At 62.6% G+C, this 12,936-nt stretch carries 11 protein-coding genes; 6 read left to right on the top strand and 5 right to left on the bottom strand.

All coding sequences use genetic code 11. The features are described 5' to 3' along the window. Window positions 1-3: 3 nt before the first annotated feature. The gene (gene dapA / locus DM807_RS13135) at window positions 4-891 is read right to left on the bottom strand and encodes a 4-hydroxy-tetrahydrodipicolinate synthase (protein ID WP_012273750.1); all 888 of its coding nucleotides are present in this window, start codon (window positions 889-891) and stop codon (window positions 4-6) included. Between the two features lie 259 nt (window positions 892-1,150). Here dapA and DM807_RS13130 point away from each other — a divergent pair, with 259 nt between their 5' ends. Further along, window positions 1,151-1,711, top strand: a complete 561-nt coding sequence (locus DM807_RS13130) for a glycine cleavage system transcriptional repressor (RefSeq protein WP_003254741.1) — start codon at window positions 1,151-1,153, stop codon at window positions 1,709-1,711. An 11-nt stretch (window positions 1,712-1,722) separates the two neighbouring features. After that, window positions 1,723-2,196: a peroxiredoxin gene (locus DM807_RS13125; RefSeq protein ID WP_003254742.1), complete on the top strand. Its 474-nt coding sequence runs from the start codon at window positions 1,723-1,725 to the stop codon at window positions 2,194-2,196. A 35-nt stretch (window positions 2,197-2,231) separates the two neighbouring features. On the opposite strand, the gene DM807_RS13120 is transcribed toward DM807_RS13125, so the two are convergent. Together DM807_RS13120 and DM807_RS13115 are read right to left on the bottom strand one after the other, a co-directional pair. Next, on the bottom strand, window positions 2,232-3,302 hold the full coding sequence (locus DM807_RS13120; protein ID WP_012273751.1) for an AI-2E family transporter: 1,071 nt from the start codon (window positions 3,300-3,302) through the stop codon (window positions 2,232-2,234). 20 nt (window positions 3,303-3,322) lie between these two features. Next, window positions 3,323-3,562, bottom strand: a complete 240-nt coding sequence (locus tag DM807_RS13115) for a sulfurtransferase TusA family protein (RefSeq protein WP_012273752.1) — start codon at window positions 3,560-3,562, stop codon at window positions 3,323-3,325. 121 nt (window positions 3,563-3,683) lie between these two features. Between DM807_RS13115 and DM807_RS13110 the strand changes: the two genes are divergently transcribed. Then, window positions 3,684-5,120: a M48 family metalloprotease gene (locus DM807_RS13110; protein WP_012273753.1), complete on the top strand. Its 1,437-nt coding sequence runs from the start codon at window positions 3,684-3,686 to the stop codon at window positions 5,118-5,120. Window positions 5,121-5,151: 31 nt separating this feature from the next. Here DM807_RS13110 and nadA read toward each other — a convergent pair whose 3' ends face one another. Both nadA and DM807_RS13100 read right to left on the bottom strand, forming a co-directional pair. After that, entirely contained in the window at window positions 5,152-6,210 is a 1,059-nt protein-coding gene (gene nadA, locus DM807_RS13105; protein WP_012273754.1) for a quinolinate synthase NadA, read from the bottom strand. 235 nt (window positions 6,211-6,445) lie between these two features. Next, window positions 6,446-7,954, bottom strand: a complete 1,509-nt coding sequence (locus tag DM807_RS13100; protein WP_179027445.1) for a YdgA family protein — start codon at window positions 7,952-7,954, stop codon at window positions 6,446-6,448. 443 nt (window positions 7,955-8,397) lie between these two features. On the opposite strand from DM807_RS13100, the gene DM807_RS13095 reads away from it, so the two are divergent. The 3 genes from DM807_RS13095 to DM807_RS13085 all read left to right on the top strand — a co-directional run bounded on the left by DM807_RS13095 (window position 8,398) and on the right by DM807_RS13085 (window position 12,925). Beyond that, the gene (locus DM807_RS13095; protein ID WP_012273756.1) at window positions 8,398-9,750 is read left to right on the top strand and encodes an APC family permease; all 1,353 of its coding nucleotides are present in this window, start codon (window positions 8,398-8,400) and stop codon (window positions 9,748-9,750) included. Between the two features lie 66 nt (window positions 9,751-9,816). Beyond that, on the top strand, window positions 9,817-11,883 hold the full coding sequence (gene mcpU, locus DM807_RS28255; protein WP_012273757.1) for a methyl-accepting chemotaxis protein McpU: 2,067 nt from the start codon (window positions 9,817-9,819) through the stop codon (window positions 11,881-11,883). 82 nt (window positions 11,884-11,965) lie between these two features. Continuing rightward, window positions 11,966-12,925, top strand: a complete 960-nt coding sequence (locus DM807_RS13085) for a cation diffusion facilitator family transporter (protein ID WP_012273758.1) — start codon at window positions 11,966-11,968, stop codon at window positions 12,923-12,925. Window positions 12,926-12,936 lie beyond the last annotated feature (11 nt).

The following is a 12,936-nucleotide window of genomic DNA, read 5'->3' as shown; positions in this document are numbered from 1 at the left end:
CTCTTAAACCAGTACGCCGGACTGGCGCAAGGCAGTACGGACTTTTTCGTGGCAGCCTTCGCTCAGCCAGGTCAGTGGCAGGCGAATGCCTTTGTGCATCAGGCCCATTTCAACGAGCGCCCATTTCACCGGGATCGGGTTGGCTTCGCAGAACAGGTCTTTGTGCAGCGGCATGAGTTTTTCGTTGATTGCACGGGCCTTCTCGGCATTGCCCTCAAGGGCGGCCTCGCACAGGTCGGCCATTTCGCGCGGGGCGACGTTGGCGGTGACCGAAATGTTGCCCTTGCCGCCCATCAGGATCAGCTCGACGGCCGTCGGGTCGTCGCCGGACATGACGATGAAGTCCTTGCTGACGCCATCGAGGATGGCCTTGGCGCGAACCAGGTCGCCGGTGGCTTCCTTGATGCCGATGATGTTCGGCACGGTCGACAGGCGGATCACGGTCTCGGCCTGCATGTCGCAGGAGGTGCGGCCGGGTACGTTATAGAGGATCTGCGGAATGTCGACGGCTTCGGCAATGTGCTTGAAGTGCTGGTACAGGCCTTCTTGCGTCGGCTTGTTGTAGTACGGCACGACGAGCAGGCAGGCGTCAGCGCCGGCATTCTTGGCGTTCTGGGTCAGGTGCACGGCTTCGGCGGTGGAGTTGGCACCGGTGCCGGCGATGACCGGAATCGGCTTCTTGCTGTGCTTGACGCGCTCGACCACGTGCTTGATGACCAGGATGTGTTCTTCGACATCCAGCGTGGCGGACTCACCGGTGGTGCCGACAGCGACGATCGCATGGGTGCCGTTTTCCAGGTGGAAGTCTACAAGTTTGTCGAGGCTGCCCCAATCAAGACGCCCTTGTGCATCCATGGGTGTGACCAATGCCACCATACTGCCCGCAATCATGTAACTGCTCCTGCCGGAAAAAGAGAGCGGTAATGGTACTGGGGGCATCGGCCTTGCACAAGCGAAGCAGGCGGGCGGAGCATTCCCCTCGGCGCCTTATTTCGCTACCCTTGATCCTTTGATCGGTGCAGCGCGGCCCGCCGGGCCGTCGACCTTGCTCCCCGCCAGCGTCCAAGACCTCGCATGCGAGCCCCGGGCACTGCCGACAGGAGGCTTTTGCCCGTCCTGTGCCGACCGCTCATCGCTTTAGGAATGCTGCATGTCCACCCCCACCGTCCGCGAACAATTCCTTGTCATCAGTGCCTTGGGCCCAAACCCCATGGAGCTGGCCAACGTCCTCAGCCGCGCTGCCTTCGAAAACCGCTGCGCGGTGGTCACCTCGCGCCTGAGCCGCCACGGCGAGACCAGCGCCCTGGTGCTGCAGGTGGGCGGCAGCTGGGACGCCCTGGCGCGCCTGGAGTCCACCCTGCCAGGCCTGGGCAAGAAGCACGGCCTGACCCTGGACGTGGTGCGCAGCGCCGACCAGGAAGTGCGCCCACAGGCCCTGCCATACGTGGCCTACGTCAGCGCCGCCTACCGCCCGGACATCATCAATGAGCTGTGCCAGTTCTTCCTCGATCACCGCGTCGAGCTGGAAGCCATGACCTGCGACACCTACCTGGCGCCGCAAACCGGCAGCAGCATGCTCAACGCCCAGTTCACCGTGATTTTGCCGGCCGGCACGCAGATCAGCTGGCTGCGCGACCAGTTCCTGGACTTTGCCGATGCCCTGAACCTCGATGCGTTGATCGAGCCATGGCGTCCACAGAACCCAATGTAAGGAAACCGACCATGGCTGTAGCACTCGACCAACCCGTTGCCGACTTCCAGGCCCAGGCTACCAGCGGGCAAACCGTCAGCCTGGCCGAACTCAAGGGCCAGCAAGTGGTGGTGTACTTCTACCCCAAGGACAGCACCCCAGGCTGCACCACCGAGGGCCAGGGCTTTCGCGACCAGCATGACGCCTTTGCCGCAGCCAATACCGTGGTGTTCGGCGTATCGCGCGATGGCATCAAGTCGCACGAAAACTTCAAAGCCAAGCAAGGCTTCCCCTTCGAGCTGATCAGCGACAAGGACGAGGCCCTGTGCCAGCTGTTCGACGTGATCAAACTGAAGAAGCTGTACGGCAAGGAATACATGGGCGTAGATCGCAGCACCTTCCTGATCGACAAGGACGGTGTGCTGCGCCAGGAATGGCGTGGGGTGAAGGTGCCCGGGCATGTGGATGCCGTGTTGGCCGCTGCCCAAGCCTTGAACAAGGCTTGAAATTGAATGGGGCTGCATTGCAGCCCCATTCACATTCAAAGCATCGGTGACACACTCGGCTCATGTCGCGGCCAGGCATCCAGCACAGCCTTGATCAACGTCGCCAGCGGAATCGCGAAGAAGATCCCCCAGAACCCCCACAACCCGCCAAACAGCAATACCGCGCAAATGATCGCCACCGGGTGCAGGCTCACCGCCTCGGAGAACAGCAGCGGCACCAGCACGTTGCCATCCAGCGCCTGGATGATCGCGTACACCGTCATCAGGTAGATGAACTGGTCGCCCCAACCCCACTGGAACAGCGCGATCAGCGTTACCGGTACGGTCACCACCACCGCCCCCACGTAAGGCACCACCACCGACAGCCCCACCAGCAACGCCAGCAGCGCGGCGTAGTTGAGCCCCAGGCTGATGAAGGCGATATAGGTGGCGATGCCGCAGATCAGGATCTCGATACCCTTGCCGCGAATGTAGTTGGCAATCTGCCGGTTCATCTCGCTGCCCACCCGGTTAAGCAGCGCGCGCTGGCTGGGCAGGTAGCCGCTGACCCAGCGGCCGATCAGTTCGCGATCCTTGAGGAAGAAGAACACCAGGATCGGCACCAGCACCAGGTAGATCATGGCATTGACCAGCAGCGGCAGGCTGGACAGCGAAAAGGTCAGCGCCCATTGGCCAAACTTGCCGATTTCACCGCGTACCGATTCGATGGCATGCAGCACCTGCTCGTCCGACACCAGATGCGGGTAGCGCTCGGGCAACAGCAGCAACAGCGACTGCCACTTGCCGAGCATGCCCGGCAACTCGTTGAACAGGGTGATCAACTGGTGCCACAGCAGCGGCACCAGCACCAGCATGAATACCGCCAGCGCGCCCATGAACAGGGCGAACACCAGCATCACCGCCAGCCGCGTAGGGACTCGCACACGCTCCAGGGCGTTGACAAGCCCTTGCATCAGGAACGCCAGCACCATGCCGGCCAGCACCGGCGCGAGCATACCGCCCAGGGTCAGTACCGCAGTAAAAGCCAGGAACAACAGGACCGCCAGCACCACCGCTTCTTCATCGGAGAAGTAGCGCTGCATCCAGTCGCGAAGCACTTTGAACATTGACGATCCTTGGAAAAGACTCAGGCCTTGCGCAGCCAGTAAGTGTAGGTGCCGGCCTCGGCCGTTTCCTGCAGCAGGGTATGACCGGCCAACTGGGCGAAAGTGCGGAAGTCGCGCTGCGAGCCTGCGTCAGTGGCGATCACCTTGAGTACCGCACCGCTAGCCAGGCGGTTGAGCTCCATCTTTGCCTTCAACAGTGGCAAGGGGCAATTCAGCCCGCTGGCGTCCAGTTCGGCGTCACAGGTCAGGGTGTCACTCATCGCGGGGTCTCCAAAGGCGTTGCCAGACTGCTTGCTGACAGGGCCGGCTAGAATAGCGCCACTGGTCGCCAACGTGTGAGCCCGCTACAGTAGGTATCTTTGACCGACGCGAGCTTCATGCATGAATCTACTGCGCCCTACCCTGCTGACGCTGGCCTGCCTGATGGCCCTTCCCGGCCATGCTGACGACCTGCCATCACTGGGGGATGCCAGTTCCGCGATCGTTTCGCCGCAACAAGAGCACCAACTGGGCCGCGCCTGGCTGAGCCTGCTGCGCGGCCAGGTCAACCAGCTCAACGACCCACAGCTCAAGGACTACGTCGAAACCAGCGTGTACAAGCTGGCCGAGACCAGCCAGCTGCAGGACCGGCGCCTGGAGTTCATCCTCATCGACAGCCGCGAGCTCAACGCCTTCGCCGCGCCGGGTGGAATCGTCGGGGTCAACGGTGGACTGTTCCTCAACGCTCAGACCGAAGGGGAATACGCCTCGGTTCTGGCCCACGAACTGGCGCACTTGTCGCAACGCCACTTCGCCCGCGGCGTCGAAGCCCAGCAACGCATGCAATTGCCGATGATGGCTGCACTGCTGGCCGGCATCGTGCTGGCCGCCGGTGGCGCTGGCGATGCGGGTATCGGCATGATCGCCGGCACCCAGGCAGCGGCCATCCAGGAACAACGGCGCTTTTCGCGGCAGAACGAACAGGAAGCCGACCGCATCGGCATCCAGAACCTGGAAAAGGCCGGCTACGACCCGCGCAACATGCCGACCATGTTCGAGCGCCTGGCACGCCAGTATCGCTATGACGCCAAGCCGCCGGAGTTCTTGCTGACTCACCCGGTGACTGAATCGCGTATCGCCGACACCCGCAACCGCGCCGACCAGGCGCCCAAAGGCGGCATAGAAGACAGCATGCGCTACCAGCTGATTCGTGCTCGGGTGGCGCTGACCTACGAAGGCACCCCAGGGCTTGCCGCCAAGCGCTTTCGCGCCCAGTTGGACGAAGACCCGAAACTGGACGCCGCGCGCTACGGCCTGGCCCTGGCACAGATCAAGGGCGGCCAGCTGAACGAGGCGCGCGAGTTGCTCAAGCCGCTGCTGGCCAAGGCGCCGAACGACATCACCTACAACCTGGCACAGATCGACCTGGACATTACCAACAATCGCCTGGCCGATGCACAACAGCGGGCCGAGCGAATGCAGGGGCTGTACCCGGGCAACTACCCGCTGAAGCAAGTGCGTGCCGACCTGCTGGTAAAGCAGAACAAGCCTGCCGAGGCGGAGAAGGTGTTGAACGAGCTGGTCAAGAGCCGACCGGACGACCCGGATGTGTGGTACGACATGGCCGAAGTACGCGGTTTGTCGGGCAATACCATTGGTTTGCACCGGGCGCGGGCCGAGTACTTCACCTTGGTTGGGGACTTTGACCAGGCGATTCAGCAGCTGGACTACGCCAAGCGCCGGGCGGGCGGCAACTTCCCACTGGCCTCGCAGATCGATCAGCGCCAGCGCGAGATCATGGAGCAGCAGCGCATGGTTCGGGAAATGATGGGGCGCTGAGAATCCGGGGGCGCTTTGCGCCCCAGCATTTTCAGGCGTTACCAGACAGCTTCAGGCGTGCCGCCTGGGTAAAGTCCAGCATGCGGTTCAGCGGCTTGATCGCCTTGGGCACCAGCGCAGGGTCGACGAAAATCTCATCGCCGCCCTTGCGCAGGCAGTCCAGCACCCGCTCCAGGGTGTTCATCGCCATCCACGGGCAGTGCGCGCAGCTGCGGCATGCCGCGCCGTTGCCGGCGGTAGGCGCTTCGACGAACTCTTTATCCGGGCACAGCTGCTGCATCTTGTAGAAGATGCCGCGGTCGGTGGCGACGATGAAGGTCTTGTTCGGCAGCGTCTGAGCAGCCTTGATCAGTTGGCTGGTGGACCCGACCGCGTCGGCCAGCTCGATCACCGCTTCCGGCGACTCGGGGTGCACCAGGATCGCAGCATCCGGGTACAGCGCCTTCATGTCGGCCAACTGACGCGACTTGAACTCCTCGTGAACGATGCAGGCACCGTCCCACAGCAGCATGTCGGCACCGGTCTGCTTCTGGATGTAACGGCCCAGATGCTGGTCCGGCCCCCAGATGATGGTTTCGCCGTTGTCCATCAGGCTTTCGACGATTTCCAGCGCACAGCTCGACGTCACCACCCAGTCGGCACGTGCTTTCACCGCAGCGGACGTGTTGGCGTAGACCACCACGGTGCGCTCAGGGTGCTGGTCGCAGAAAGCCGAGAATTCTTCTACCGGGCAGCCCAGGTCGAGCGAGCAGGTGGCCTCCAGGGTCGGCATCAGCACGCGCTTTTCGGGGGTGAGAATTTTCGCCGTCTCGCCCATGAAACGCACACCGGCCACGATCACGGTTTCGGCCGGGTGGTTCTTGCCAAAACGGGCCATTTCCAGCGAGTCGGACACGCAGCCGCCGGTTTCTTCGGCCAGCGCCTGGATAACCGGGTCGCAGTAATAATGGGCAACCAGCACGGCATTCTGGGCTTTGAGCTCGGCAGCGATGGCCGCACGGTATTCGGCCTCCTGCTCGGCTGTCAGCGGATTGGGCTGCTTGGCGTCGAGGTGGGCCTGAACCAACAGGCGTTCGGAAATCTGGGTCATGATCGCTGGACCTGCAGGCGCGCGTGCGCGTCAAATCGAGTGTATCACCCGGCCCTGGCAGATCGGCTAAGGGTGCCGGACGGCACACTGGCCGCCACGGCCCTCTGCGGGCGCGGATTATTATCGGAGGCCGAAGGCTACAGACAATCCAGCGATTTCTAAAGTGGTTTTTGTGTTGCCTGCACAGGCCTCTTCGCGGGCTCGCCCGCGAAGAGGCCTGTGCAGGTTCAATCGATCACTCCTGCGGCGACAATGCCGCCAGGTGTGCGGCCATGAGCATGGCGAATTCTTCCACAGTCATCTTCTTGCCGTTGAAATCGACCATGCCATCGGCATAGTGCAGGCTGCTCACCACATCGTTGCCTTCGACAGTCGCCATGCCGCTCTGCAGCGCCATCATGCCGACCATCTCCCCCGCCTGGCCCGACTGCATGGCAATCGCCTGGGCGTCGGTCTGGCCGTCCAGCAGTGCCTGCAGGGTCGCCAGGTCACCGATCATCGGCTTGGACAGCGACAACTTGCTCTTAACCTCGGTGATCATCTGCTTGCTCAACTGGTCCGACGGCAGGTCGAAGCTGGCCGGGGCGGTGAAGCCCATCGACAGATTGAAGCGGCTCTCGCCATTGGCCGTTTTGAACGACAGGTTTTCTACCGCGACCTTGGGCTTGGCAGCCAGGAGTTTCTGCAAGTCGCCCTGGAACCTGGCTTTTTCGGCGTCGTCCATCTGGATTTGCGGTACTGGCTGGCCGGCTGCGGAGGCGGCCTCGAATTCCGGCAAGTGTGCCTGGTACCACTTCGACAATGCCTGCAGCGCCGGGACGTTGACCGAGGAAGCGCTCACCGCCATCTGCGCCTTGCCTACCGCACGGCCATCCCAGGTGATGTCGCCGACCTTGTACTCCACGCGGCCACCCACGGTGTCCGGGCCATCGAGGCTTTGCACGGCGTTCTGCTCCAGACCCTTGATCAACAGCACCTGCTGTTTCGGCCCCAGGGTCACCTTGGTTTCGGCCAGCGCCAGGTCGACGTTACCCACGTAGATGGCGTCGTGCTCGGTGGCGGCAAGGTTGCCACCAACCGTCAGACCGTTGAGTTCGAATGTGGCAGGCGGCTGATCATCGCGCACAAGTTTCATCACGAAACGGTCGGCCTGCCCGTGGAATTTCGAAGCCTTGCCTTCCTTGTCGCCACTGGCTTCAAACTGCATACCCGAGAAATCGAGGCTATTGCCATCTGCTTCGTCGAGCTTGATCGGTGCCAGTCGGACCTGGCTGACCACATTGCCGTCGTATCCCAGGCTCGTCTGTGCACTGACCGGGGCCTGCTCGCCTGCGGCGGCAAACCACGGCGCGGTGGCATCGTCCTTTTGCAAGGTGCTGTTGCTAACTGCCAGTACAGGCATCAGCTTGAGCGCCTTCACCCGCGACCAGGGGAACGGGCCGTGCTCGATCTGATCGGTCACACCTACGTCGAAATTGATCACCTCGCCCTCACCCACGTTGATGTCGCGGGCCTTGAGCCGGTATTGGGCGGTACTGCTGAAGAAATGCTGCTCCAGCGACACCCGCTCGATGCTCATGCTGCCGCCGGTGCTGACCAGGGCCTTCTTGAGGTCGGCGTTGCTGCGGGCAAGGGCGTTGTCCAGCTCGGCAGGCAGCTGCTTGCCGGTGTACCAGGCGCCAGCAGTGGTTGCGACGGCAATGGCGATCGCCAGGCCGGAAAGGATGCCAACTGATTTCTTCATGAATAGAACCGATTGCTGTCCGTAAGGGCTTCGATGGCGACCAGAGGCCACGCAGAAAGCGAAGAGTACCACTGCGGTAGAAGTCGAGGGCCGGCCCGGATCGAGAAAAACCATTTCCGGAAGCATCTGAGCACTCTGCCAGAAGGGCAACATTCGTTAATTTTTACGAACATTCAAATTGATCAAAACCGCAAAAAACCGCGCAAAAACCGAACAAACACCCTTAAAAATCGATAAATATTTCAATTCAGTAACATCTTGTCATGTTTAACTTGACACCCACCTACCCATCGTTTTTTATTTTCACCACTTTGCGCGTCCCCCCGCGCCTTCCGCCGCTCCAACATAAAAGGTGAACAATATGGAGCCCACCCGCTCGCCCCTGCCGCATGCGCAATACACCGTGCCCGCCGTTTACGCCCAGCACCAGGAGCCATGCCAGCATGCAGCCTGACCACCGCGCTACCGGCAACGGCCAACTCCGCAAAACCCTGCGCCTCTGGCACGTGATCATCATCGGCCTGGCCTACCTGACCCCGATGACCGTGTTCGACACCTTCGGCATCGTCAGCGGGATTACTGCCGGCCACGTACCCAGCGCCTACATTCTGGCACTGGCCGGGATCCTGTTCACCGCCGTGAGCTACGGCACCCTGGTCAAGCGCTTCCCGCAGTCGGGCTCGGCCTACACCTACACCCAAAAGGCGATCAACCCGCACGTGGGCTTCCTGGTCGGCTGGTCGTCGTTGCTGGACTACCTGCTGTTGCCGATGGTCAACGCGCTGCTGGCCAAACTGTACCTTTCAGCGATGTTCCCGGAAGTGCCGGAGTGGATGTGGGTAGCAGGCTTCGTCACCCTGATCAGCCTGATCAACATGCGCAGCGTCAACCTGGTGGCGCACTTCAACCTGCTGTTCGTGGGCGTGCAGGTGGCGATCATTGCCGTATTCATCTACCTGTGCGTACGCGGCCTGGACCACGGTGAAGGGCTGGGTACCGCCTGGAGCCTGATGCCGTTCGCCGACAGCCAGACCCAATTCAGCGCCTTGGCCGCCGGTGCGACCATCCTGTGCTTCTCGTTCCTGGGCTTTGACGCGGTCACCTGCCTTTCCGAAGAAACCCGCGACCCGGCCAAGACCATCCCCCGTGCGATCTTCCTCACCGCACTGATCGGCGGCGTGGTGTTCATCACCGTTTCTTACTTCATCCAGGCCTACTTCCCGACCATGGCTCGCTTCCACGACCAGGAAGCGGCCCTGCCGGAAATCGCCCTGTACGTCGGCGGCAAGCTGTTCCAGTCGATTTTCATCGCCTGCACCGTGATCAACACCATCGCCTCGGGCCTGGCCTCGCAAACCAGCGTGTCGCGCCTGCTGTACGTGATGGGCCGCGACAACGTCATCCCGGCCAGCGTCTTCGCCCGCCTGCATTCACGCTACAAGACGCCAGTGCTGAACATTGCCGTAGTGGGGATCATTTCCCTGTCGGCGATCTTCTTCGACCTGGTGACCGCCACCTCGATCATCAACTTCGGCGCCCTGGTCGCGTTCAGCTTCGTCAACCTGTCGGTGATCAACCACTGCTACCTGCGCGAAGGCAACCGCAAGGGGCTGGCCAACCAGCTGAAGTACCTGGTGCTGCCCACCATCGGCTTCTGCATCATCGTCTCGCTGTGGCTGGACCTGAATGCGCACTCACTGATGTTTGGCGGCATCTGGGCCGCGCTTGGCCTGATCTACCTTGGCTGGCTGACCAAAGCCTTCCGCGCGGCACCGCCCAACTACATCGCCGAATGAACCATGCTGCTGACAACGCCCGCGCCTGATCGCGGGCGTTGTACTTGATCGAAAAGGAAAGCCCTCATGCCGCTGCGTCGCCTCTCCATCCAATGGAAGATCACCTTGCTTGCCGGCCTGTGTCTGCTGGCCATCGTCGCCTTGCTGGTGGCCACCTCGCTGACCCAGGCGCAACGCAGCGCGGCCTTGGTCAACCAGGCCAACACCGCCATGCTCGACAGCAGCGCCCGCCTGCGCCTGCAGGCCCATGCGCAAACCCAGGCCCTGCGAATACAGCGCTACTTCATGGACGCCTACCAATACGGCAATGGCTTTGCCCGCCTGGTACAGGTACTGAAGGCCCGTGGCGGCAGCGACCTGCGCGCCGAACTGACCCGCCAGGCGCGTGCCAGCCTGGCCGGCAACCCGGATGTGATCGGCCTGTACCTGGTATTCCAGCCCGATGCCCTGGACCAGCAAGACAGCCAGTACCTCGGCCAGGACGCCATGGGCAGCAATGAGCGCGGACGCTTTTCGCTTTACTGGTCGCAACCAACCCCCGGCACCCTGGAACTGGAAGCCATGCCGGAAACGATGCTTGGCGATACCAGTATCGGCAGCAACGGCGCAGCGAAAAACCGCTGGCTGACCTGCCCGCAGGACACCGGCAGAACCTGCATGCTCGAACCGTACCTCGACGAGGTCAACGGCCGCCAAGTACTGATGACCAGCATCGCCTTGCCGCTGCTGGAGCACGGCAAGGTGGTCGGCGTGGTCGGCCTGGACATCGGCCTGGCCAACCTGCAGCAACTGAGCGTGGACGGCCGCCGCGAGCTGTTCGATGGCCAGGGCCAAGTGAGTATCGCCAGCGCCGCCGGCCTGCTGGCCGGTAACAGCCGCGACGACACGACGCTCGGCAAACCCATGGACAACGCAGTAGCCGATGGCCTGCTGCGCGTGGCCCACCCTTTCACACCAATACCTGACGCAGCCCCATGGCAAGTGTTGCTGGAGCTGCCGGAAAGCGTGCTGCAGGCCCCTGCCGCCGCACTCAACCAGCGCCTGGACGCGCACAACCAACGCGCCAACCTCACCAGCCTGCTGATCGGCCTGGGCGCAGCCGTGGTCGGCTTGCTGCTGGTGTGGCTGACCGCACGCGGCGTTACTCGGCCAATCCTGGCCGTGGCCGCACGCCTGGAAGACATCGCCAGCGGCGAAGGCGACCTGACCCGTCGCCTGGACTACGCCCGCCAGGACGAACTGGGCCAGCTCACCGGCTGGTTCAACCGCTTCCTCGACAAGCTGCAGCCAGTCATCGCCCAAGTCAAAGGCTCACTGCAGGAGGCCCGCGGCACCGCCGACCAGTCGGCCGCCATCGCCAGCCAGACCAGCAACGGCATGCAGCAACAGCATCGCGAAATCGAACAGGTGGCCACGGCGGCCAACGAAATGAGCGCCACTGCCCTGGATGTCGCCCATAACGCCTCGCAGGCGGCCCAGGCCGCACGCGCCGCCGACCAGGCCAGCCAGGAAGGCCTGCAACTGATCGACAGCACGCGTCAAGGCATCGATCGACTGGCCGCCGGCATGAACACAGCCATGGACGAAGCGCGTGCGCTGGAAGGCCGCAGCGGGCAGATCGGCTCGGTGCTGGAGGTGATCCGTACCATTGCCGAGCAGACCAACCTGCTGGCACTGAATGCCGCCATCGAAGCGGCTCGTGCCGGCGAAGCCGGGCGTGGCTTCGCCGTGGTCGCCGACGAGGTGCGCGGCCTGGCTCAACGCACGCAGGTGTCGGTGGAGGAAATTCGCCAGGTCATCGAAGGCCTGCAGCAAGGCACGCAGGATGTCGTCGGTGCCATGCATGAAGGCCAGCGCCAGGCACAGGACAGCGCCGCGCGCATGGAGCAGGCGCTGCCGGCACTGCAGCGAATTGGCGAGGCGGTGGCGGTCATCAGCGACATGAACTTGCAAATTGCCTCGGCGGCTGAGGAGCAGAGCGCGGTGGCCGAGGAAGTGAACCGCAACGTGGCCGGCATCCGTGATGTGACAGAATCACTGGCTGGCCAGGCTGACGAATCGGCGCGCATCAGCCAGGCGCTGAACCGGCTTGCCAATCAGCAGCAGGCGCTGATGGAGCAATTTCGCGTCTAGCCTGTAGGGTTTCTTGGCGGGTTTGCCCGCCAGCAAGCCCTTACAGGCGCCACAGCACTATCGTTTTTACTGAGCACAACTCATGCAAACCGCAACCAGATCCACCTTTTTTGACATCACCAGCGAACAGGGCCTGTTACGCACCTCGATTGCCGTCACCCTGTTCATCGCCACCATCGGCATCGCTTTCGGCCTGGCCTCCGGCTCGTTCTCCATCGTGTTCGACGGCGTGTACTCGCTGGTCGACGCCAGCATGAGTGGTCTGTCGCTGGTGGTGGTCAAGCTGATCACCTCGCACACCACCAGCGTGCAAATGTCGCGCAAGCTGCGCGAGCGCTTCACCATGGGCTTCTGGCACCTGGAACCGATGGTGCTGGCACTCAACGGCATCCTGCTCAGCGGCGTAGCCATCTACGCACTGATCAACGCCGTCAGCAGCCTGCTGCAAGGCGGCCGTCACCTGGAGTTCGGCATTGCCATGGTCTACGCGGTGTTGACGGTGATCACCTGCGTGACCATCGCCGTCGTCGAGGCGCGCGCCAACCGCAAGCTGCAATCGGACTTCGTGCGCATGGACGTCAAGGGCTGGGTGATGTCGGCCAGCATCACCGCCGCCCTGCTGATCGCCTTCTGCTTTGGCTACGCGGTGCAGGGCACCTCGCTGGAATGGGTGTCGCCGTACATCGACCCGGCGGTGCTGGCGCTGGTGTGCCTGGTGATCGTACCGCTGCCCTTGTCGGTGGTGCGCCAGGCGCTATCGGAAATTTTTCTGGTCACCCCCGGCGACCTCAAGCTGCATGTAGATGAAGTGGCCAAGGCCTTCGTCGCCCGCCACGGGCTGCAGTCTTACCGCGCCTATGTCGCCAAGGTCGGGCGCTCGCGGGAAATCGAGCTGTATTTCATCGTGCCAAAAGGCATGGCTGCGAAGACCATCGAAGAATGGGATGCGTGGCGCAACGAGATTGGCGATGCGGTAGGTGGCGAAGGGCCTGACCGTTGGATTACGGTGGTGTTTACCGGGGACCCGGAATGGGCTGAGTAAGCCAGCTGAAC

Origin of the sequence: Pseudomonas hunanensis (assembly GCF_013393325.1) — a bacterium.
Taxonomy (GTDB): Bacteria; Pseudomonadota; Gammaproteobacteria; order Pseudomonadales; family Pseudomonadaceae; genus Aquipseudomonas; species Aquipseudomonas putida_P.
The sequence above is the reverse complement of the archived record's forward strand: the minus strand, read 5'-3'. Positions and strand labels throughout refer to the sequence as shown.